General features: G+C 43.1%; 18 protein-coding genes and 1 rRNA gene. 1 reads left to right on the top strand and 18 read right to left on the bottom strand.

Features of this window, described 5'->3' with window-relative positions:
* Positions 1-23 precede the first annotated feature (23 nt).
* From FN831_RS24380 to rrf, 18 genes are all read right to left on the bottom strand, one after another.
* A complete protein-coding gene (locus FN831_RS24380; protein ID WP_142530832.1) occupies positions 24-203 on the bottom strand; it encodes a histone H1 in 180 nt (59 codons plus the stop codon).
* Positions 204-462: 259 nt separating this feature from the next.
* Positions 463-1,704 (bottom strand): aminotransferase class I/II-fold pyridoxal phosphate-dependent enzyme, encoded by a 1,242-nt coding sequence (locus tag FN831_RS24375; protein WP_142530831.1) that lies wholly within the window; start codon positions 1,702-1,704, stop codon positions 463-465.
* A 170-nt stretch (positions 1,705-1,874) separates the two neighbouring features.
* A complete protein-coding gene (gene ftsZ / locus FN831_RS24370; RefSeq protein ID WP_142530830.1) occupies positions 1,875-3,509 on the bottom strand; it encodes a cell division protein FtsZ in 1,635 nt (544 codons plus the stop codon).
* A 129-nt stretch (positions 3,510-3,638) separates the two neighbouring features.
* Positions 3,639-5,000, bottom strand: coding sequence for a cell division protein FtsA (gene ftsA / locus FN831_RS24365; RefSeq protein WP_142530829.1), 1,362 nt, complete (start codon positions 4,998-5,000; stop codon positions 3,639-3,641).
* A gap of 27 nt (positions 5,001-5,027) precedes the next feature.
* A complete protein-coding gene (locus tag FN831_RS28305) occupies positions 5,028-6,458 on the bottom strand; it encodes a cell division protein FtsQ/DivIB (protein ID WP_262711902.1) in 1,431 nt (476 codons plus the stop codon).
* Positions 6,451-7,806 carry a UDP-N-acetylmuramate--L-alanine ligase gene (murC, locus tag FN831_RS24355; RefSeq protein ID WP_142530828.1) on the bottom strand — a complete coding sequence of 452 codons (1,356 nt, stop codon included), beginning with the start codon at positions 7,804-7,806 and terminating at the stop codon, positions 6,451-6,453. Before murC ends, FN831_RS28305 begins: the two co-directional genes overlap by 8 nt.
* Positions 7,807-7,808: 2 nt before the next feature.
* The gene (gene murG, locus FN831_RS24350) at positions 7,809-8,921 is read right to left on the bottom strand and encodes an undecaprenyldiphospho-muramoylpentapeptide beta-N-acetylglucosaminyltransferase (RefSeq protein WP_142530827.1); all 1,113 of its coding nucleotides are present in this window, start codon (positions 8,919-8,921) and stop codon (positions 7,809-7,811) included.
* A 10-nt stretch (positions 8,922-8,931) separates the two neighbouring features.
* Entirely contained in the window at positions 8,932-10,140 is a 1,209-nt protein-coding gene (locus FN831_RS24345) for an FtsW/RodA/SpoVE family cell cycle protein (protein WP_142530826.1), read from the bottom strand.
* A 2-nt stretch (positions 10,141-10,142) separates the two neighbouring features.
* Positions 10,143-11,486: a UDP-N-acetylmuramoyl-L-alanine--D-glutamate ligase gene (murD, locus tag FN831_RS24340; protein ID WP_142530825.1), complete on the bottom strand. Its 1,344-nt coding sequence runs from the start codon at positions 11,484-11,486 to the stop codon at positions 10,143-10,145.
* Positions 11,486-12,730 carry a phospho-N-acetylmuramoyl-pentapeptide-transferase gene (gene mraY, locus FN831_RS24335; protein ID WP_142530824.1) on the bottom strand — a complete coding sequence of 415 codons (1,245 nt, stop codon included), beginning with the start codon at positions 12,728-12,730 and terminating at the stop codon, positions 11,486-11,488. The genes murD and mraY overlap by 1 nt, the downstream gene beginning before the upstream one ends.
* Positions 12,730-14,187, bottom strand: coding sequence for a UDP-N-acetylmuramoyl-L-alanyl-D-glutamate--2,6-diaminopimelate ligase (locus FN831_RS24330; protein WP_142530823.1), 1,458 nt, complete (start codon positions 14,185-14,187; stop codon positions 12,730-12,732). Before FN831_RS24330 ends, mraY begins: the two co-directional genes overlap by 1 nt.
* Before the next feature lie 2 nt (positions 14,188-14,189).
* Positions 14,190-16,289: a penicillin-binding protein gene (locus FN831_RS24325; protein WP_142530822.1), complete on the bottom strand. Its 2,100-nt coding sequence runs from the start codon at positions 16,287-16,289 to the stop codon at positions 14,190-14,192.
* The gene (locus tag FN831_RS24320; RefSeq protein ID WP_142530821.1) at positions 16,279-16,698 is read right to left on the bottom strand and encodes an FtsL-like putative cell division protein; all 420 of its coding nucleotides are present in this window, start codon (positions 16,696-16,698) and stop codon (positions 16,279-16,281) included. The genes FN831_RS24325 and FN831_RS24320 overlap by 11 nt, the downstream gene beginning before the upstream one ends.
* The gene (gene rsmH / locus FN831_RS24315) at positions 16,695-17,600 is read right to left on the bottom strand and encodes a 16S rRNA (cytosine(1402)-N(4))-methyltransferase RsmH (protein WP_142530820.1); all 906 of its coding nucleotides are present in this window, start codon (positions 17,598-17,600) and stop codon (positions 16,695-16,697) included. The genes FN831_RS24320 and rsmH overlap by 4 nt, the downstream gene beginning before the upstream one ends.
* Positions 17,590-18,057 (bottom strand): division/cell wall cluster transcriptional repressor MraZ, encoded by a 468-nt coding sequence (mraZ, locus tag FN831_RS24310; protein ID WP_142530819.1) that lies wholly within the window; start codon positions 18,055-18,057, stop codon positions 17,590-17,592. The genes rsmH and mraZ overlap by 11 nt, the downstream gene beginning before the upstream one ends.
* 230 nt (positions 18,058-18,287) lie before the next feature.
* Positions 18,288-19,481: a phosphoglycerate kinase gene (locus FN831_RS24305; protein WP_142530818.1), complete on the bottom strand. Its 1,194-nt coding sequence runs from the start codon at positions 19,479-19,481 to the stop codon at positions 18,288-18,290.
* Between the two features lie 183 nt (positions 19,482-19,664).
* On the bottom strand, positions 19,665-20,666 hold the full coding sequence (gap, locus tag FN831_RS24300) for a type I glyceraldehyde-3-phosphate dehydrogenase (protein WP_185960598.1): 1,002 nt from the start codon (positions 20,664-20,666) through the stop codon (positions 19,665-19,667).
* 154 nt (positions 20,667-20,820) lie between these two features.
* Positions 20,821-20,932: ribosomal RNA gene (rrf, locus tag FN831_RS24295) — 5S ribosomal RNA — on the bottom strand.
* A 254-nt stretch (positions 20,933-21,186) separates the two neighbouring features.
* Here rrf and FN831_RS24290 point away from each other — a divergent pair.
* Entirely contained in the window at positions 21,187-22,443 is a 1,257-nt protein-coding gene (locus FN831_RS24290; RefSeq protein ID WP_185960597.1) for an aspartyl protease family protein, read from the top strand.
* Positions 22,444-22,552: the final 109 nt, after the last annotated feature.

Below are 22,552 nucleotides of genomic sequence, written 5' to 3'. Positions count from 1 at the left end.
GTTATCAAATCAAAAGAAATTGGTTAAGCTTCTTTATTTTTTGTTTCCTGGATCTCTAAACGTATAGCCTGAGCTATATTTTTAAGATCCTGCATTCCTTTACGGACACGCGTTCCGGCAGCACTGTTGGCCTTGTTGTAAAACTTGTCTGCATCGGTTTCCAATGAATCCACAAGTTTTTTTAAGTCATCAAATTTTTTCATTCTAATTACCTTTTGGTTTATATTTTAGGTTTGATTAATACTTAATTACTAATGTAAGCGGATTATTCTAATAAACGAAAAATTAGTTTAAGAAATAAAACGCCTTAAACCTCCTTTTTTTCCACAAAAACGCGGGTTATCCACAAAATTCGTATAAAATCGGAGTTATTGGGCTGGTAATTAAGCAAATGAAAAACAAGGACAATAAAAAACGCCCCTTAATCATGATTAAAGGGCGTTTTTATGCAGCGTACCTAAACTATTTCGAGATAAACTGATTATCATTATAGTGGCCACTATTTAACTTCTCCGCAATTGCACTGAATGCTTCAAGAGTACGGTTTACGTCCTCAATGGTGTGCATCGCTGTTGGGATCAAACGCAGCTCAATCAAACCTTTCGGGATTACAGGGTAGATTACTATAGAGCAGAAAATTCCATAATTTTCACGAAGATCCAGGGTAAGTGCTGTAGCCTGCTGCAGCTCGCCTTTCAAAAATACGGGCGTAACCATTGTATCGGTAATGCCCAGGTCAAATCCGCGGTCGCGCAATCCTTTTTGCAAAGTAGTAGCAATATGCCACAGGCGTTCTCTCAGTTCAGGATTGTTTTTAAGCAGCTCCAGGCGTTTGAGCAAGCCAATTACCATAGGCATAGGCAATGCCTTAGCAAAGGTCTGTGAACGCATGTTATACCGCAGGAAATTGGTGATCTCCTCTGTAGAGGCTACAAAGGCACCGATACCGGCCATCGACTTGGCGAAGGTTGCAAAATAAATGTCTACTCCCTCTATGCTGTCCTGTTCTTCATGCGTTCCGGCACCTGTTTTACCCATTGTACCAAAACCATGGGCATCGTCGATCAGCAGGCGGAAATTAAATTCCTTTTTAAGGTCGATGATCTCCTTGATCTTTCCCTGCGCACCAGACATCCCAAACACACCTTCAGTGATCACAAGGATACCTCCGCCGGTTTGTTCTACCAGTTTGGTAGCACGTTCAAGTTGTTTGCGGGCGCTATCAATATCATTATGTTTATACACAAAACGTTTGCCCAAATGAAGGCGAAGGCCGTCAATGATACAGGCATGGCTTTCGCCATCATATACAATAACATCGTTTCTGTCAACCAGGCAATCAATAATTGATACCATTCCCTGATATCCAAAGTTCAGCAGGAAAGCATCCGGTTTACCTACAAATGCGGCAAGTTCAGTTTCAAGCTGCTCATGGTATTTAGAATTCCCGGACATCATCCTGGCACCCATTGGATAGGCCATACCGAAATCAGCAGCACCATTCTTGTCTGCCTCTCTTACCTCGGGATGATTAGCTAAACCCAGATAATTATTTAAACTCCAGACCAGGTGTTCTTTACCCCGAAAATTCATATGCGGAGCAATTTCTCCCTCCAGTCTTGGGAAGGAAAAATATCCATGTGACCACTTTTGGTGTTGCCCAAGAGGGCCCATATGCTTTGCTATCTTTTCAAAAATATCCAATGTTACTGTATTTAAGTTTTCTTATTTGGTGCGAATTTAAGCTTTCTGCAGCTGATATACAAGGTCTACTAATTTAGTATACTTTATTATCTGCCACAACAGCATTTATAAATGCAAAAAAAGCCCTAACAAATAATTTGTTAAGGCTTCTGTTAAAAATTTAGAAAGGATTAATCAACATTATCGTGTAGGAATGAATTGTTAGGCCTGATCTCAGTACCTCCGTCTTCATCATTGCTTAATGTAAATCTTGATACCTGCGACTCTGAAGAATGCTGTACCTGCTGCAATTGCATTTGCTTGCGTTTATAAGCCGGTTCATTCTCCATTTCCTGCAAACCATTGGTGGTACGCAGTTTCATGCTCAGGTCTTTCAGACGCATAATCCTTTCTTTGGACTTCTGCAGCTGATCTGCTATCGATTCATCGCTTTTATCATCATCAAGTCCCGGTTCTGCAACTTCTTCTTCCTGTACCTGTGCAACAGGTTCAACATAGTTGGATTTAGGGGTTTCAAAAACAAAATCCGTTTCAGATACTTTCAGTTCAAAATCAATTCCAGCTTCCTGTTTTGCTTCGGCAGCCGGACTTTCTTCTTCAACCAGCGTATGCCTGATCATGGCACTTTCAGGCTCTTCAGCTTGTCTTCCTTTGTTATTGCTGTACATGTCGCCAAAAAGATCAGACTGCTTGATGTCTTCTTTCAGTTTCATTACCGGCTCAGCAGAAATACCTGCTTTAGGCTCGATAAAAGAATTTACGGGCTCCAGTGGTTTTACCAGTGGGGCTTCTTCCGGGGTCAGCAAAGATATTTTCTTTACATTCTGTTTGTCCTTCGCACGTTGTTCCGTAGTCTGGAATCCGGTAGCAATAATCGTCACCGATAATTTATCGCCCAGGTTTTCATCAATACAGTTACCCCAGATCAGATCAGCAGATAAACCTGCCTTGTCCTGTATGTAGTCTGTGATGATCGCCACCTCGTCCATTGTTACTTCACGTAAACCAGAACTGATGTTCAGCAATATATATCTTGCACCTTCAATTTCGTTATCTTTTAATAATGGTGATGCCAGGGCACCTTCAACAGCCATTAGCGCTCTGTTCTCGCCTTCGCAGGCAAAGCTGCCCATGATCGATACACCACTGTCTTTCATTACCGTACGCACATCCTTAAAATCCACGTTGATATATCCCGGAACAGTGATAATCTCTGCAATACCCTTTGCCGCGGTAGTTAAGATATCATCGGCCTGTGCAAAGGCAGAGCCCAGCGTCAGGTTTCCAAATATCTCACGCAACCTGTCGTTAGAGATTACAAGGTAAGAATCCACATATTTTTTGAGCTCATCCAAACCATCTTCGGCCTGCATCTTACGGCGCTTTCCTTCAAATGAGAAAGGCGTAGTAATGATCGCAACAGTCAGGATATCCAGTTCTTTCGCTGCCTGGGCAATGATCGGACTGGCACCTGTACCTGTTCCACCGCCCATTCCGGCAGTGATGAACAACATTTTTGTGGTACTGCCCAACATGCTTTTGATATCGTCTATATTTTCTATAGCCGAATTTTTTCCAACTTCGGGAATCGAGCCTGCGCCCATTCCTTCGGTCAAACTTGCACCTAGCTGTACTTTATTGGGTATAGGACTAAACTCCAATGCCTGCGCATCAGTGTTACAAATAATAAAGTCTACACCTGCAATTCCCTGACGGTACATATGGTTAACCGCATTACCACCACCGCCACCAACACCAATTACCTTGATGATTGATGACTTATCTTTTAACATTTCAAAATACATATATTTATGAATCAGTTACTTAAAAATTGGTTCTACCTGTTCATCTCTCAACGTAATATTAACACTTTTTCCACACTAGTTATCCACAATTGTGTGTAATGTGGAAAAGTCGCGCTTTGTTGATAAATATTACGGTTTTATATAGTCCTCATCGCTTACGTTCATGTCATCTTTGATAAAGTCCTTGGTCTTAGCCAGTAACTTATCAAACAATCCACCTCCCGGGCGTTTTACTTTTGCCTTATCAGCCGATGGTTTTTCCACATACACTCCCGGCTGCTTCAGTTCTTCCATCAGCTCTTCAGCTTTTTGGATCCCTTTGATCAGCAGGCCAACGCTCGTCGCATACATCGGGCTTTTCAGGTCGTCATATATGGTCTTTGGCATATCTTCATACTTGGACAGATGCTCGTTGGGATAACCTACACGGCAATCCAAACCAGTCACATATTCTACCAGCTGTGAAAGGTGTTTCAGCAATGCTCCACCACCTGTGATCACTACACCGCCAATCAGCTTCTTCTCATAACCAGAAGATTTGATCTCGTAATAAACATGCTCAATGATTTCTTCCATACGGGCCTGGATCACATACGCTAAGTTCTTTACAGAAATCTCTTTTGGCTCTCTGCCCCTTAAACCGGGTACACAGATAATTTCGTTTTCTTTATTTTCTTCTGCCAGTGCCGACCCGAAACGGGTTTTCAGCAGCTCGGCCTGATTTCGCATTACAGAACAACCTTCACGGATATCTTCAGTAACACTGTTTCCGCCAAAAGGAATCACAGCAGTATGACGGATAATACCTTCGTGGAAGATCGCAATATCAGTAGTACCACCACCGATATCTACCAGAGCAATCCCTGCTTCTTTCTCTTCTTCGCTCAATACAGATTCAGAAGAGGCAAGAGGCTCCAGTATCAGCTCCTGAGTTTGCAAGCCGGCATTGCTTACGCATCTCATGATGTTCTTTACTGCAGTAACCTGTCCGGAGATAATGTGGAAATTAGCTTCCAGTCGTACACCAGCCATTCCGATCGGGTCTTTTACGCCCGGCTCGTTATCAACAGTAAATTCCTGTGGCAGTACATGGATGATCTCTTCTCCCGGGGGCATAACCAGTTTGAACATATCATCAATTAACTTATCCAGGTCTTTTTTACTGATCTCGTTATTCAGCTCCCTCCTTGTCAGGATTCCACGGTGCTGCAAACTTTTGATATGCTGACCGGCAATACCAACGTTTACTACACGTACCTCCACGTTAGACTGGCCGCTTGCCAGTTCAACAGCCTGTGAAATACCCTGTACAGTTTTTTGTATATTCGAAACTACACCACGGGTTACTCCCGCAGATTCTGCTTTGCCTATACCCAAAACCTCAACTTTCCCATGCTGTGTTCTGCGACCAACTATCACACAGATTTTAGTGGTACCGATATCTAATCCCACTACTATCGGAGATTGAACGGTAGTTTTTTCTTTGCCCATAACTATATCTATTTGTCGAATTATATACTATTTGTTTTTCTTGGTATCTTTTTTATCCGCTGGTTTTGCTGCCTTTGTCACTGGTTTTATCCATCTGATTTCTGGCATGGCCGATGTATGCGCCTTTGCAGGTTTCTTCAGCTCAGCCGGCTTCACTGTCTTTTTCTCTTCAGCTGGTTTCACCGTCTTTTTTACTGCTGCTTTATCAGCTGCCGGTTTTGCCGAACTTTTAACTTCGGGTTTTGCAGCGGCCTTTTTTATTCCCGCTGGCTTTACTGTCTTTTTTTCTTCTGTTTTAGCCGCCGCTGGTTTGTCCGTCTTTTTCGCTTCAGGCTTCCAGGTACTCTTTACCTCGGGCTTTACAACAGCCTTTTTTACTTCAGTTTTTTTAGCTTCGGGTTTCCAGCTGCTTTTTGCTACCGGTTTTGCTACAGCCTTTTTCAGCTCAGGTGCTTTTGCCGCTGGTTTTTCCACCTTCTTCACTTCAGGTTTGTGCACAGCTGCAGCTACCACGGGAGCAAAATTTTCATCCGGGACAGTAGTCATGATCTCATTTTCATCCGGATTATTATGCAGTTCCGAAGCGATTTCCGCTTTCACAAGTGAATCCATTACCTTCTTTGCTGCTGCCATGGTTGGTTTAAATGCTGTAGCAGCTCCCATTGCACGGCGCAGTGAATCCGGATTGTTCTTTTCACAAACGATCTGATTTGAATACTTGATATTAATAGTTTTATAGGTATCCCAGCCAACCTGGGGCATTGCTTTTTTGTAGAAGGCAAGCAGGTTAGTCATCTTGGTATCCAGTGAATCTGCTGTGCCCAGGATAATGCGCTGGTCGCCCACTCTTGGCACCAGTTCAATATCATCCTTATCATTAACAAATATCTGTTCAATTTGTGCGTCCCATAATGTATCTTTTTTCAAAAATAATGCCGTTTTGTATAAGTCTGCCGCCATTTTGGTGATCAGCGTATCAACCTTGCCGCTAAAATGCTCCAGGATGTGCCCGTTTGCCACCAGTACGTTGGCGGTAAAGTTGGGAGAAACCGGCATTTTTAACCCGTTACGGTCGATATAATAGTCTTGTCCACCGGCATTAATGATCCGCAGGATGGGCTGTCGCTGACTGATTTCAATATGTATAACCCCATCCATATCAGCGTAAACCGTAGATAAGGCGATGTATGGATTAGCCTTGATTTTCTCTTCAATCGCATTCAGATTAATACCCTCCAGGCTGCGCCCGATCAGCTGGCCTTCACTCTGTTTTAATATGGCATCTATTTCTTCTCTTTCAATAAAATTATCTGCTCCGGGAATAAGAATCTTGATATTGGTACAAAGGACTGTATGTTTTTTTACCTCAACAAAGCTCATTAAGGTCACTATTCCGCCAAGGCATACCAGCCAGGCAAAACATTTAAAAACAAATTTCCAATTGACCCTATTAAACATGAGTTAAAATATTTTTTAACGGTTGAATCAATGTATCTATATCACCGGCACCTACAGTGAGGAGCAATTCCGGCTGCATCTCCGTTACGTAGCCAAGCACTTCATCTTTGGTATAAATTGCACACTCAGCCAGGCTCATCTGATCCAATAACCATGCAGAAGTTATTCCTTCCAGCGGCAGCTCACGTGCCGGGTAAATATCCAGCAGCAGCAGTTCATCCACGGTACTGAGCACCTTTGCAAATTCTGCTGCAAAATCTTTTGTACGGCTAAACAAATGCGGCTGAAAAACCACCGTCAGTTTTGTCTCCGGGTACAATTGCCTTACCGCATGAAAACAGGCACGCAATTCTTCAGGATGGTGCGCATAGTCATCTATATAAATATGTTTCTCATCTCTAACGATATATTCAAAACGTCTCTTCACACCTCTGAAACTGGCCACTGCGGCTTTCACCTTTTCAGGAGAGATCCCCAGCCTCAATGCAGCCGCAATTGCCACAGTGGTGTTCTCCACATTGTGTTTCCCCGGCAGCATCGATTTGATATCCGTAATGGTTACCCCGGCATCCGTATAATCAAATACAAAATCACCGTTCTCAACTCTGATATTACCTGATTGCACCATCGAGTTCATTCCTGCACTGTAGGTAATTCCTGCTGTCATTGGCAATCCCTGTTTAACAAACAGCGTCCCGCCTTCTTTCAACTGACCTGCAAAAAGGTAAAAGGACTCATGCAGCTGAGCTGCATCGCCATAAATATCCAGATGGTCTGCATCCATTGACGTGATCACTGCGATATCAGGATGCAGCGTCAGGAAAGACCGGTCATATTCATCCGCCTCCACTACAACCACATCATTGTCCCCGATCAGGAAATTACTGGCGTAGTTGGTAGCAATACCACCCAGAAAAGCAGTACATCCGTAACCCGTATCGGTCAGGATGTGTGCAATGATGGTGGAAGTAGTTGTTTTTCCATGTGTACCCGCCACTGCAATACAAAATTGTCCCTTGCTGATGATTCCCAGCACCTGCGATCTTTTCTGAAGATCAAATCCCTGGTCGCGGAAATAATTGAGCAGTATTGAATCCTTAGGAATAGCCGGCGTATAAACCACCAGGGTTTCTTCATTTTTAACAAGATATTCTTCCTGTAACGACGCCAAAGCATCCGTATAGGTGATCAGTATTCCTTCTTCCTCCAGCACTGAGGTTAAAACGGTGCGGGTTTTATCATAACCGCTGACCTGGCATCCGCGTTTTTTAAAGTAACGCGCAAGCGCACTCATCCCGATGCCACCGACACCAACAAAATAAACGCGTTTGATTAATTCCAGTTCCATTTTTATATTCCTCCTTTTCCTGCCAGTTTAAAAATTTCTGCAGCGATCAGTTCATCAGCTTCGGGCAATGACATCCTGCCAATGTTTTCACTTAACAATTCGCAGCCTTCTTCATCTTTCAGCAGATCCAGTGCTTCTTTAACCAATGTATCTTCGGCAGAGCGGTCATTGATCAGCATTGCTGCATTGTTCTTTACCAATGCCAAAGCATTTTTTGTCTGGTGGTCTTCGGCCACATTTGGCGAAGGCACCAGGATCACAGGTTTTTTAATCAGGCAAAGTTCAGCAATGGTGCCTGCTCCTGCCCTTGAAATGATCACATCAGCGGCAGCATAGGCTAAATCCATCTGGTTTAAAAATTCCAGGATACGCACATTCGGATGAAAATTTGGGCCGATGCGTTCCATAATTCCTGTGTAATAATATTTACCTGTCTGCCAGATCAGTTGAACATCCTGCTCAACAAAGTCCTGCAAATGTTTTTCTATGCTTTTATTCAGCGTTCCTGCGCCAAGGCTTCCGCCCGTTACCAGGATCGTTTTTTTCAGTGGGTCCAGCTTCAGCAATTCGGCCCCATGAAAGTGCTTGTTTTCAATATCCACCACATCCTTACGTACAGGGTTACCTGTCTTCAGGATATTGGCAGCAGGAAAAAATTCGTCCATCCCGTCAAAAGCCACACAAATCTTCGCAGCATTTTTTCCAAGCCTTTTATTGGTAATCCCTGCATAAGAATTTTGCTCCTGTATCAGGTAAGGCACATTTTTCCATGAAGCAGCAAACAGGACCGGCCCCGAGGCATATCCACCAACGCCTACTACTACATCCGGTTTAAAGTCCGAGATCAGTTTCATCGCCTTTTGTACACTGCCCATCAGCTTAAACGGCAGACCGAGGTTCTTCACAATAGAGCCCCGCTGTATGCCGGCTATATTTAAACCCACAATCCTGTATCCGGCGGCAGGAACTTTTTCCATTTCCATCCTTCCGGTTGCCCCAACAAATAATATTTCACAGCCGGGTTCTGTCCGCCTTAGCGCATTGGCTATAGCGATGGCCGGAAATATATGTCCGCCAGTACCTCCACCTGAAATAATTATCCTTGTTGCTCTCATTCTTTTTTATTTATGCAATTGCCGATAAATCACCGATAACTACTTTTCTACTGTTGCTTTCACTCTTGGTAACGATATCTTCCAGTGCTTTCTTACCATTTTCTTCCACATCCCTGCTTACACTCAAAATAATACCGAATGCAATACTGGTAAAGATCATCGATGTACCACCCATACTTACCAGCGGCAGCGGAACTCCCGTTACCGGGCCTAGACCTACCGCTACAGCCATATTGGCAAAGGCCTGTATAGTTAAACTAAAACTCAGTCCTGCGGCCAGCAGGGCCCCAAAAGCCTTGGGGCTTTGCGTGACGATCCTGACACAGCGGTACAGCAGTACCAGGTACAGCACAATAATGATCATGGCCCCAAAAATGCCATATTCCTCCACAATGATCGCGAAGATAAAGTCAGAATAAGGATGCGGCAGGAAGTTCCGCTGCGTACTGTTTCCCGGCCCTTTACCAAAGAAACCACCTGTTGCCAGTGCTATTTTAGACATATCGGCCTGGAAGGTCTTATCCGAATTCTGTAGTTCCGGGTGTAAAAATGAATTGATACGCGATTTGTAAGTTTCGCGCCTTGGGCCAAGGAAAACCACAAACATTAGCAGTACAAAACCGCCCGCACAAACAGTCAGTATCTGTTTGATACTGATCCTGCCAATGATCAGCAGTAAAATACTTACGCCAAACAGCATCAATGCAGTGGACAAGTTGGCCAGGGCAATCAAAATAAATACCACACATACAGAGCCCATGATCGGGATAAATGAAGTTTTTACATCTTTAATATTTTCCTGCTTTTTCGTCAGCATCCGAGCCAGGAACGTAATCAAGGCCAGTTTAGCTAAATCCGAGGTTTGAAAGGTAAGCCCGATAATCGGGATCTTCACCCAGCGCGAAGCATCATTCAGGCTCGCTCCAAAAATCAGTGTATAAAACAGCAGGGGTATCGTGATGATCATTAAGATCTTGGATATCCCGGCGTAATATTTATAATCCAGCAAGTGCGCAATATAGATCATACCGATCCCCATCACTACAAAAATCAGGTGTTTGGTGATCAGTATTTTTTCCACCGTCTTCCCTTGTTTATAGGCCAGCGTTCCTGTGGCACTGTAAACAGTAAGGATGGAAATCAGGGAAAGCAGGATTATGATCAGCCATATCCAGCGGTCGCCCTTCGTTTTCTCTAACAGCACTTGAAATGCACCCATTTTTATAATTCTTTTACAGCCATCTTAAATTGATTGCCACGGTCTTCATAGTTTCTGAATAAGTCAAAGCTTGCGCAGGCAGGAGATAATAATACAGTATTTCCTTTCGTAGCCAGATGGTAAGCCACCTGTACGGCTTCATGTGCAGAGAAAGTATTTACAATCACTTCCACATCATTTTCAAAAGCTTCATGAATCCGCTTATTATTTTTGCCCAGGCAAACGATCGCTTTCACTTTCTGCTTTACCAGGTCTTTCAACATATCGTAGTCATTCCCCTTATCCACACCGCCCATGATCAGGATCACCTCAGGATTTACACTTTCCAGCGCATACCAGGTAGAGTTTACATTGGTAGCTTTGGAATCATTGATATAATCCACACCCGATATTTTAGCCACATGTTCCAACCTGTGTTCGATATTTTTAATATCTCCCATACTCTCACGGATGGTTGCGTTGCGGATATCCAGTACTTTCGCAACTATGCCCGAAGCCATTGAGTTGTAGATATTGTGCTTGCCCTGCAGGGCTAACTCTGAGATTGACATGGTTAATGGATCTAATGGATTAATGTTGATATGTATATTATTGCCTTCGAGATATGCGCCGCCTTCCAGCTTTTTACGGATAGAGAACGGGCTCTGTGTTGCATTTACCTTCACATTTTTCAATGCTTTTAGTGTTTCTTCGTCATCGGCACAGTAGATAAAATGGTCTTCTGGCTTCTGGTTTCGCGTGATGCGCATCTTGGATGCAGCATAATTCGCCATCTTATAATCGTACCTGTCCAGATGGTCTGGCGTAATGTTCAGCAGTATGGCAATGTCGGCCTTAAAGTCAAACATGTCATCCAGCATAAAGCTTGATATCTCCAGGACATACCAGTCGAAATTCTCCGTGGCCACCTGCGCTGCAAAGCTATGCCCGATGTTTCCTGCCAGGCCAACGTTCAGGCCCGCTTTTTTCAGGATATGGTAAGTGAGCATCGTAGTAGTGGTCTTACCATTTGACCCCGTAATGCAGATCGTTTTTGCCGTGGTATATCTTTTGGCAAACTCAATTTCTGAGATTACCGGAATATTCTTTTTCTTCAGCCCCTTAATGATCGCTACCGTATCCGGGATCCCAGGACTTTTGATCACCTCATCCGCATTTAAGATCAGTGTTTCTGTATGTTGCTTTTCCTCAAATGCGATGTTCAGCTCAATCAGCGTAGCTTTATACCTGTCGGCAATTGCGCCAAAATCGGAAACAAAAACTTCAAAGCCCTGCTTCTGCGCCAGCATTGCCGCACCAATTCCGCTTTCACCGGCGCCGAGTATAACGATTCTTTTTCCTTCCATTACCTCAGTTTTAAAGTGATGATCGTGATAATAGCCAGCAGGATACAGATAATCCAAAACCGCGTAACGATCTTGGCCTCATGATATCCTTTCTTTTGATAATGGTGATGCAGGGGCGACATCAGGAACACCCTTCTGCCTTCTCCAAAGCGTCTCTTCGTATATTTAAACCAAAAAACCTGGATCATTACCGACAACAATTCAATTACGAAAACCCCGCACAGAATCGGGATTAACAATTCCTTCCTGATCATGATGGCAAAGGCAGCGATGATCCCACCGATAGCCAGACTTCCCGTATCGCCCATAAATACCTGGGCGGGATACGAATTGTACCATAAAAATCCTACACAGGCACCCACAAAAGCCCCTGCAAAAATCATCAGTTCACCCGAATTTGGAATATAGAGTATATTCAGATAATCGGCCATCATCGTATTACCTGATACATAAGCCAGTAATCCGAGCGTAATTCCTATAATTGCCGACGTACCTGTAGCCAGTCCGTCAATTCCATCCGTAATATTCGCCCCGTTAGAAACCGCAGTGATGATAAACACCACAAAAAATATGAATACCAGCAGGGTATATTTCTCAGATCCGGGAAGGAAATTGAGCACCTTGGCATAATCCAGCTCGTTGTTCTTATAGAAAGGGATGTTTGTAATCGTAGACTTCACGTCCTGCGTATAGTAGAACTTACCGCCTTTCTGTCTCAGTACCATCGGCGCATTGCTTTTGCTTGCCACCGTTTCATCCACTGTTTTCCTTACAACGATATTCGGGTTAAAGTACATCGTCCAGCCTATGATCAGCGCCAGGCCTACCTGTCCAACAATCTTAAACCTTCCGGCCAGCCCTTCTTTATTTTTTTTGAATACTTTGATATAATCATCCACAAAACCAACCGCCCCCATCCATATGGTAGTTACGATCAGCAGCAGTACATAAACGTTTGTAAGATTGGCCAGTAAAATTGTAGGCACAAGAATACCTGCCAGAATAATGAGCCCACCCATTGTTGGGGTACCCTGTTTCTGCATCTGTCCTTCAAGGCCCAAATTCCTCACCGTTTCCCCTACCTGCATTTTATGCAGGAAATTGATCAGCCTTCTGCCATATACAGTAGTGATGATCAGCGAGATAATGATAGCCAGCGATGTACGGAACGTAATGTACTGGAATAACCTTAACCCGGGAAATTCATAGTGTGCGTCTAAATATTCAAATAGATAATATAGCATCAGCTGATTAAGTTTAATTGTTCGGTTAATACTTCTTTATCATCAAAATGATGCTTCACGCCATTTATATCCTGGTATTTCTCATGTCCTTTGCCTGCGATCAGGATAATATCCCCCGGACGCGCAAGGTGACAAGCCGTTTTTATGGCCTCCCTGCGGTCGGCTATTGTTAATGTTTTACGTCTGTTTGTTGGTGATACCCCGGCTTCCATTTCTTTCAGGATTTCCAGCGGGTCTTCCGTTCTTGGATTGTCTGAGGTCAGGATCACCTTGTCGCTCCAGTCGCAGGCCACCTGTGCCATTACCGGGCGTTTGGTCTTATCCCTGTCGCCACCACAGCCAATCACCGTGATCACCTGCTCTGTGCCTTTCCTGATATCCTGAATTGTGCTCAGTACATTCTGTACAGCATCGGGCGTATGAGCATAATCTACAATTCCGATAATCTGTTTTGCATTGCTCACATAGTCAAAGCGTCCTTCAGCACCGCTCAGGTTGCTCAGAATCGTCAGCACCGCTACTTTATCCTGGTCCAGCAGCATGGCAGTGCCATATGCTGCAAGCAGGTTATACGCATTAAATGAACCTACAAGTTTAAAAAACACATCAACTTCATCAATTTCGAGGTTTAATCCGCTAAACCTGTTTTCGATAACGCGTCCTTTATAATCCGCAAGCTGTTTCAGCGCATATGTTTTTTTGGATGCTTTGGTATTCTGCAGCATCACCATTCCATTTTTATCATCGGCATTGGTTAATGCAAATCCCAATTTTGGGAGATCATCAAAAAAAGCCTTTTTGGCGCGGATATAATTGTCAAATGTCTTGTGGAAATCCAGATGGTCATGCGTGATATTAGAGAATACCCCACCTACAAAAGTTAAACCTTCTATCCTGTGCTGCACTACGGCATGTGAACTCACTTCCATAAAGCAGTGTGTACAGCCTGCAGTTACCATATCCCTCAGCAGCTTGTTCAGCGCCAATGGATTTGGTGTGGTATGTGTGGCCGCAATGATCTCATCATCAATCTGGTTCTGCACGGTAGAAATCATACCGGTATGAAAGCCCAGGCTTCTGAATAATTTGAATAAGATTGTGGCAATGGTTGTTTTTCCATTTGTGCCGGTAATTCCTACAAGCTTTAAGGCAGCAGATGGATTGCCAAAGTAGTTGGCCGCCATAATACCAAGTGCAACACTGGAGTCTTCTACCTCAATGTAAGTCACGCCGGCATCTTTCTGCTCCGGCATATCCTGGCAAATAATTACAGATGCACCGGCAGCAATAGTCTGGCTGATAAAAGCGTGCCCATCAGATAAAGTTCCTTTTACAGCAAAAAAGACAGCATCCTTCTGTACCTCGCGCGAGTCGAAAGTTAACATGCTGATCTCCCTGTTGGTTGAGCCCACCAGGTTTGTAATCGCTACTCCATATAAAACATCCTGCAATTGCATCTTTATCTTAAAGCTAATTGTACCAATAAACCTTTACCAATCTTAGTTCCCTGAGGAATAGACTGGGCCATTACTTTTCCGCTTCCGTTGATCCGTGTTTTTAATCCGGCATTGCCCAGCAGGTACAGGGCATCTTTCAATCCCATGCCCACTACGTTCGGCATCATGCCTTTCACAGAACTATATTCTTCATAAACAATCCCGTTGCTCGTATCCACACTGTTGAAATAGTCTGACTTTGCAGCATACAGTGTTTTTATTCCCAGGGCATTGTATACTTTTTTCACCGCCTTGCTTTGTCCCGCTTTCGCTTCCGGGCTTTTTGTGTTTCCTACCAGGTGCGTATCCGCTACGTTGTTATACATCTCGAGGTCGCTCGCATAAATCCGGTCTGCGATCTCCTTAAATACCGGCCCTGCAACCGTAGCACCATAATACCCGTGCTTAGGCCCGTTGATACATACAATAATCGAATATTTAGGCTTATCTGCCGGAAAGTATCCTGCAAATGATGCCTGATAACTTTTCTTGGCTTTGTATCCGTTTTTACCATCGGCCACCTGTGCCGTACCTGTTTTACCGGCAACCCTGTAAAAAGGCGAGCCCATCAGTTTTCCGGTACCTTCAGTAATTACACCTTCCAGCATGGCATGCATTTTACTCAGTGTTTTTTCTGAGCAGATCTGCGGATTGATTACCTTTGCTTTAAACTGCTCTACGGGATTACCCAAACGGCGTATTTCCTTCACAAAAATCGGCGAGATATATTTTCCGTTATTTGCTACCGCATTATAAAACGAAAGCACCTTTAAAGGTGTCAGCTGCATCTCGTATCCGTACGCCATCTGTGGCAGGGTTAAGTTTTTGTTCCAGCTCCTGTTCTTTGGGTTTTTCACTACCGGCTGTGCTTCTCCGGGAATTTGCAGGCCCATTTTTTCGTTCAGGTGCCATTCGTACAAATGATCCGTAAACTTAGACTGATCATCTTTATACCGTGTACTTACCAGTTCAGCAATTGCGGCATTGGAAGATTCTTCAAATGCCTTTTTCACTGTAACCACACCAATACTCCCGTGAGAATCCACGATCGTTTTACCCGGAACATGGTATGAACCAGTATTGACCATGGTATTGGTATCAACTTTTTCATCTTCAAGCAAAGCCATATAAGATGCTATTTTAAAAGTAGATCCCGGATCCTGGTTACCCGCTATTGCATAATTGAAAGTCTCTTTATATTCTCCCGGAGCCACCTGCGTATAGTTCGCTATCGCCCTGATCTCACCCGTAGTTACTTCCATCAGGATGACCGTCCCGTGGTCTGCATCGCTCAGTATCAGCTGTTTTTCCAGCGCGCTTTGTGCCAGGTCCTGCATGTTGATGTCAATCGTAGAGATGATATCCGCACCCTCTTTTGGTGCAATTTCAGCCTCGTCGTTCACGGGCATCCAGACACCGCCGGCAATGCGCTGTACCAGGCGTTTACCGCTTTCACCATTGATATATTTCCCGTAAGCACCTTCCAAACCTACACCATTGGCTACGTTTTCATTCTTGTAACCAATTGTCCTGGCAGCCAGGAACTGGAAAGGTTTAATTCTTTTATTTTGCTGGATTGCCATCAGGCCGCCACTGTACTTTCCTATATTGTATAGAGGAAAAGTTCGGATAGTCTTTAATTCCTGATAATTTACTTTACGCTTGATCAGCAGGTACCTCACACTGTCTGCCCTTGCACTGCGGAGCATGCGCGAATATTCCTTAGGTGTCTTGTCACCAAAAAACTGCGACAGCTTTATTCCCAGTGAATCTACCTTGCTGTAAAAAAGTTTATTGTCGCTGATGCCACCGGCAAACAGGTCCATGCGCAATTCATATTCAGGAACAGATGTGGCCAGGAGGCTACCGTCATTAGAGTAGATATTACCACGGGCAGCCTCCACATTGATATACTTTGTAGAGAGACTATCGGCCATGGCACGCCATTTATGCCCCTCTACAAATTGTACATCGCATAATCTGATCAATACTGCCACGGCAAGCAGTACAATCAGTCCGAAGGACAAATAAACACGTAATAATATGTTAGCTCTAATGTTCATCACTGCTTACAATAATTTTCTTTGGAGGCTCCGTGAGCTCCTTTATGCCTAACGTATCAACTTTTTTAGCTACTTCTGTCAACTTGCTTTTGAACATCAGGTCTGCCTTGAGCGACTTATATTCCCAGCTGAGTTCTTTTACTTCTTTATTTAGTTTATCAATATCCCTGATGTTTTTCACTGCCATATGACTGTTCGCGATATACAACATCGTGAGCAGCGACAGGAAAATCAGGAAAGGCATCATTGCTGTAGCAGATTCCTTTGATACAGCACCCTCAGTGAAAAGCTTTTTAAAGAAAAGGTTCGTACTCTCCGTGTCCCTTTCCTTTTTGGGTTTCAGTTTAATGACCGGTTCTTCCGGTAATTCATCTTCTTCCTCTATCTCTTCCCTGAACTGGTTATTCATAGCTTTTCTCCAATCCTTAGTTTGGCACTCCTTGCCCTGCTGTTTCTTTCGAGTTCTTCTTCGTCTGCCACAACAGCTTTACGGGTAACGGCCTTAAAGGGCTTTTCTTCGTTACCAAAGAAATCCTTGTCTGCTTCTCCCCTGATCTTACCTTTTGCAATAAAGTTTTTTACCGGCCTGTCTTCCAGTGAATGGTAAGACATCACTACTAACCTGCCACCAGTGCTCAGCACTTCTGCAGATTGCAGTAAAAAGCTTTCCAGCACATCGATCTCGGCATTTACTTCAATCCGTAAAGCCTGAAACACCTGTGCCATATATTTATTTTCTTTTCCTTTCGGGATGTGGGCCGCTGCTGCAAGTTTAAAATCTGCCAGTGTGTCAATCGGCTGGTTGGCACGGAAAGTCACGACCGATTTAGCCAGTGATTTTGCATTTTTCACTTCGCCATAGATACCGAAGATCCTGTGTAGCTTTTCTTCAGGATACGTATTGAGCACATCGGCAGCAGTAAGCTTGCCCTGTTTATCCATACGCATATCCAGCGAAGATTCAAACCTGGTAGAAAAACCACGTTCAGGCTCATTGAACTGATGAGATGAAACACCCAGATCAGCCAGTATGCCATCCACCTGTTTGTAGCCCAGCAAACGAAGGTTATTTTTTAAGAAAGCAAAATTCTGATCCACAAACAAAAACCTTGGATCATCTATCTTGTTGCGCTGTGCATCCGGGTCCTGATCAAAAGCAATCAGTATCCCATTTTTGCCCAGCTTGCTCAATATCTCTTTTGAATGGCCACCGCCACCAAAGGTAACGTCAACATATACCCCATCGGGTTTAATATTTAAGCCATCAATACATTCTTTGAGCAGTACCGGTACATGATAATTATTCTCCATCTTCCACCCTCCTTTTATTTCCCATCACCTCTTCGGCAAGATTTGCAAAATCTTCAGGCTCACTGTCCATGAAGTTATCATAGGCCGACTTAGACCAGAGTTCAATTTTATTGAACTGGCAGGCCAGCACAACTTCGGCATCAATGCCTGCATATTCGAGCAGCGACTTAGGTAAATTTACCCTGCCGGCAGAATCCATGGTCAGTTCTGTAGCACCTCTTGTAAAAAAACGAATAAATTCTCTTGTCTTTTTTTCAAACTGATTGAGTTTGCTCAGCTCTTCAACGATATCTTCCCATACTTTTTTGGGATAGATCACCAGGTGTTTTTCAAAACCCCTGTTTACCACAAGTCCCTCCTGGTCAACGTTTGGCAATTGTTTTTTCAGACCCGAAGGCACCATCATGCGGCCTTTGGCATCCAATTTACAATCAAATTCTCCTAACAATTGAACCATTATAGTATCTACACTTTTTATGTAGTGTAAAAATAGATACTTCTACCACTTTTTACCACATTCTACCACAAAAAAGTTATCAACATACTATTTTCCCCATTTTTCCCCACCACACACGCAAAAAGGCCAATTTTGAATTGGCCTTTAAGTTGGACGAGTGTCCGTATTCCGGTAAAATTGGAGGTTTAACTCATTGAATATCTGAGCTAAATTCTATTTTTCTGCTTATTTTAATCGTTAATTGCTTTTACGCCCGGTAGTTCTTTACCTTCCATATACTCCAGTAAAGCACCACCACCGGTAGAAACATAACTCACTTCGTCTTCAAGACCAAACTTTGCAATTGCAGCTGCAGAATCGCCGCCACCAATCAGTGAAAAAGCATCATTTTCTTTTGTTGCCGCCACTACAGCTTCAGCAATAGCGCGTGTGCCCTGCTCAAAATTAGCCATTTCAAAAACACCCATCGGGCCATTCCATAATAAAGTTTTTGAGTTTTTAATCACATCAGTAAACAGGTCTACAGATTTAGGGCCGATGTCTAATCCCATCCAGTCGGCCGGGATCTGACCAGAGTCTACATTTTTCTTTTGTGCCTCATTGTCAAATTTATCAGCGATCACGGTATCTACCGGAAGCAGGATGTTCACGCCTTTGGCTTTTGCTTTTTCCAGCAATTCCAAACACAATTCCATTCTGTCGGCTTCCAGTAAAGAAGTACCAATTTCACCGCCCTGAGCTTTAGCGAAAGTATAAGCCATACCCCCACCGATAATCAGGTTATCAACTTTATCCAGCAGGCTTTCGATCAAAAGAATCTTATCAGAAACTTTTGCGCCGCCCATGATTGCTGTAAAAGGTTTATCAGCGTTATTGTTGATTTTTTCAGCATTTTTTAATTCTTCCGCCATCAGGTAACCGAAATATTTTTCAGTTGGGAAGAATTCAGCGATGATCGATGTAGAAGCATGTGCACGGTGAGCTGTACCAAAAGCATCATTCACATATACATCACCAAGTTTAGCCAGTTTACCTGCAAATTCTTTATCACCTTTTTCTTCTTCTTTGTAGAAACGAAGGTTTTCAAGCAACAATACTTGTCCCGGCTCCAGATCTTTCGCTTTTTCGGCAGCATCAGCGCCGATGCAGTCATCTGCAAATTTCACCTCAAGATCAAGCATTCTAGACAAATCGCCCAGGATGTGCTTAAGGGAATATTTATCTTCCGGGCCACCTTTAGGGCGACCTAAATGCGACATTAAGATCACAGAACCACCATCATTCAAAATTTTGGTGATCGTAGGTAAAGCTGCGCGCATTCTTTTATCATCTGTGATATTGAAATCCTTATCCAGAGGGACGTTAAAATCTACCCTGATTAAAGCTTTCTTGTCTTTAAAATCACATTGGTCAACTGTTTTCATCTTATATATTTATTTATGTAAAATAGACTGAATTTATATCCTTCATATCTCTACAGATACCAAAGATCAGCCCTGTTCATACCGTTTACTTGTTCGTTGCACCAAATATAAGAAGCCTGAGCACATGTAAGCTTATTAAATGAAAAATTAATCAATGCCGCTTTAAATTCATTTTCTGCAAATTCAACTGCCCTGCTGATTTTTCTCCGCGATCTTCAGTACCAGATCCATGAGTCTTGCTGAATATCCTGACTCGTTGTCGTACCAGCCTACTACTTTCACGAGGTCTCCTACGATCGAAGTCAGCAGCGCATCAAAAATGCAGGAATGCGTATTATCCAGAATATCAACTGAAACAATCGGGTCTTCGGTATATTCCAATACGTTCTTCATTTCATTTTCAGCCGCATGTTTAAAGGCCGCATTGATCTCTTCAATGGTAGTCGGTTTCTTTAATATGCAGGTAAAGTCTGTTAGCGAACCATTCAGTACAGGAACACGTATTCCCGCTCCTCCAAGCTTGCCTTCCAGATGAGGAAATATGTTTGTCACTGCTTTCGCTGCACCTGTACTGGTAGGAATAATAGAAGCAGAGGCAGCTCTGGCCCTGCGCAAATCTTTATGCGGTGCATCATGCAGGTTCTGATCACCTGTCATCGAGTGCACAGTGGTGATATAGCCATCCAGGATCCCCCAGTTGTCATCCAGGATCTTCAGCATTGGTGCTACGTTATTTGTGGTACAGGATGCATTGGAAATGATTTCTGCAGTAAGATCAATATCCTGATCGTTCACACCCAGCAGGTACATAGGAATATCTTTGTCAGCTGGTGCTGAGATGATCACCTGCCTTGCCCCTGCTTCAAGATGCTGTGAAGCCCCTGCCCTTGTGGTAAACTTACCTGTAGATTCTAAAACCAGATCTATTTCCAAAGTAGCCCAGGGCAACTTTGATGGTTGCGATTCCCTAAAAACCAGGATCCTTTTCCCATTGATTACCAAAGCCTCTTCATCAAATGAAACTTCTCCCTTAAAACCCCTGTGCACGGTATCGTATTTAAATAAATGTGCAAGCGTAGCCGGATCACCAAGGTCATTGATGGCTACTACATTGATATCTTTCTCCAGCGCGGCACGTAAAAATACCCGGCCTATCCTACCAAAACCATTAATAGCTAATTTCATGATGGCATATTGTCTTTTAGTTGTATTAACGGCGGCAAAACTAGCTATATTCTTTTTAGTAAAGGGAGGATTTGTAATTGTTTTACATCAGGTTTATATACCTGCAACCATAAGAAAAAAGGCTGCTTCAAATTAATGAAGCAGCCTAATTAAGATCTGGCACCGACCTACTCTCCCACGTGTTACCGCAGTACCATCGGCTCTGGTGGGCTTAACTTCTCTGTTCGGAATGGGAAGAGGTGGACACCACCGATATAGACACCTGAATATTGTGACATTTGTTACGTTTGTATCAAATGTTTATGTCTTTATTGATGCCCAAAGATAGCCAAATTACCCATATATCAAGCTATAACATGAATATGTTTTTTTCAATATCCGGAAGCCTTTTAATATTCGTATATTCAATCAGGAATTCTAACCAAGTATCCTTCTAAACATTATTAGTTCACAGCGACATTCGGTAACAATGTATTTTTGTGAGCTGAATTGGGTAGAAAGCATATTCAATATCATGAACATGGGCTGGCCTTTAAATCAACTCAAGCGATTAAAGTCAATATTTCTCATTGTAGTGATTATTCTTGTGTCCATTCATCTCAGCACTTCCGCCAGTGCGCAATCCTTCAAACTGGATGGACAGCGAAAAAAGGATGTCATTGATTTTCTGAGAATCAAAAATCTGATTGTAATACCTGTCTACATCAACAACAAGGGCCCATATAATTTTCTTCTAGACACCGGCGTTGGACAAATGATTATAACCGATACTGCTTTTTTAAAGATTTTGAACGTTAAAAAGTTTCAGACCTATAAAATCCAGGGATACGGGCTGGGAAAAGATATAGAAGCAATATTAACCAGAAACATTACTGCAAGGGTTGGAAAATCAGAAATTAAAAACATTCCTGCTGCTATATTCAAAGAAGATATCTTTGATCTGTCATCTTACCTTGGTATTAAGATCCATGGAATACTTGGATATTACTTCTTTAAAAGTTTCGCGGTCCGGATCAATTACTCCTCCAATAAAATCACCTTTTATGCACCCAATACAAAGTTTAAAATAAAAGGCACAAAGATACCCTTGCGTATAATCAATGCGAAGCCTTATATACAAGCGGAGATCAGCGTAGATTCGCTCACTAAAACCGAGGTAACTTTGCTGGTGGACAACGGTTCCAGTCACCCTTTGATGCTGGAGGCGATGGGCGACCGCCCTTTTCCATTACCTGATCGTACGATACCGGCAAATTTAGGCGTAGGTATTAACGGGGAAATTACTGGCAATATGGGCAGGATCTATGCACTTAATTTACAGGAATTTACGTTTAAGAGCGTATTGGCAGGTTTCCCCTTATATGATTCACAAAGGATAGATCTTGAAGGCACACCAAGAAACGGGAGCCTGGGCGCCGAGGTGCTGAAACACTTTTTAGTGACGTTTGATTACGAAAATGATGCACTGTATTTAAAGAAAAGCAATGCTTATCAAAAGAAATTTGATCATGATATGTCTGGTATGGAAATTTATGTACTGAAATCGCCTAAAGACCACTATTATATCAGCAGAATAGAGCCAGGTTCACCGGCAGAAACAGCAGGGCTTTACCCGGGAGATGAAATCCTGACCGTTGATTTTAAAGGTATAGAGCATTATACGCTGAATGAACTTACTGAAATGTTCAGGGACAGGGACGGCAGGCAATTGCTGATGGAAGTAACCCGCAAAAATGAAAGAAAGATTGTACTGCTAAAATTAAAAAGAAGGATATAGTTTAAAAACCTTTAAAACAAGAAAAGCCTCTCAGTTTCCTGAAAGGCTTTCTTTAAGATTTGGCACCGACCTACTCTCCCACGTGTTACCGCAGTACCATCGGCTCTGG

It is taken from the genome of Pedobacter westerhofensis, assembly GCF_900182595.1.
GTDB classification, from domain to species: domain Bacteria; phylum Bacteroidota; class Bacteroidia; order Sphingobacteriales; family Sphingobacteriaceae; genus Pedobacter; species Pedobacter westerhofensis.
The sequence above is the reverse complement of the archived record's forward strand: the minus strand, read 5'-3'. Positions and strand labels throughout refer to the sequence as shown.

Coding starts and splice junctions, on each gene's coding strand:
- FN831_RS24380 (WP_142530832.1), bottom strand. CDS start 203: ATGAAAAAATTTGATGACTTAAAAAAACTTGTGGATTCATTGGAAACC.
- ftsZ (WP_142530830.1), bottom strand. CDS start 3,509: ATGTATTTTGAAATGTTAAAAGATAAGTCATCAATCATCAAGGTAATT.
- ftsA (WP_142530829.1), bottom strand. CDS start 5,000: ATGGGCAAAGAAAAAACTACCGTTCAATCTCCGATAGTAGTGGGATTA.
- FN831_RS28305 (WP_262711902.1), bottom strand. CDS start 6,458: ATGTTTAATAGGGTCAATTGGAAATTTGTTTTTAAATGTTTTGCCTGG.
- murC (WP_142530828.1), bottom strand. CDS start 7,806: ATGGAACTGGAATTAATCAAACGCGTTTATTTTGTTGGTGTCGGTGGC.
- murG (WP_142530827.1), bottom strand. CDS start 8,921: ATGAGAGCAACAAGGATAATTATTTCAGGTGGAGGTACTGGCGGACAT.
- FN831_RS24345 (WP_142530826.1), bottom strand. CDS start 10,140: ATGGGTGCATTTCAAGTGCTGTTAGAGAAAACGAAGGGCGACCGCTGG.
- murD (WP_142530825.1), bottom strand. CDS start 11,486: ATGGAAGGAAAAAGAATCGTTATACTCGGCGCCGGTGAAAGCGGAATT.
- mraY (WP_142530824.1), bottom strand. CDS start 12,730: ATGCTATATTATCTATTTGAATATTTAGACGCACACTATGAATTTCCC.
- FN831_RS24330 (WP_142530823.1), bottom strand. CDS start 14,187: ATGCAATTGCAGGATGTTTTATATGGAGTAGCGATTACAAACCTGGTG.
- FN831_RS24325 (WP_142530822.1), bottom strand. CDS start 16,289: ATGAACATTAGAGCTAACATATTATTACGTGTTTATTTGTCCTTCGGA.
- FN831_RS24320 (WP_142530821.1), bottom strand. CDS start 16,698: ATGAATAACCAGTTCAGGGAAGAGATAGAGGAAGAAGATGAATTACCG.
- rsmH (WP_142530820.1), bottom strand. CDS start 17,600: ATGGAGAATAATTATCATGTACCGGTACTGCTCAAAGAATGTATTGAT.
- mraZ (WP_142530819.1), bottom strand. CDS start 18,057: ATGGTTCAATTGTTAGGAGAATTTGATTGTAAATTGGATGCCAAAGGC.
- FN831_RS24305 (WP_142530818.1), bottom strand. CDS start 19,481: ATGAAAACAGTTGACCAATGTGATTTTAAAGACAAGAAAGCTTTAATC.
- gap (WP_185960598.1), bottom strand. CDS start 20,666: ATGAAATTAGCTATTAATGGTTTTGGTAGGATAGGCCGGGTATTTTTA.
- FN831_RS24290 (WP_185960597.1), top strand. CDS start 21,187: ATGGGCTGGCCTTTAAATCAACTCAAGCGATTAAAGTCAATATTTCTC.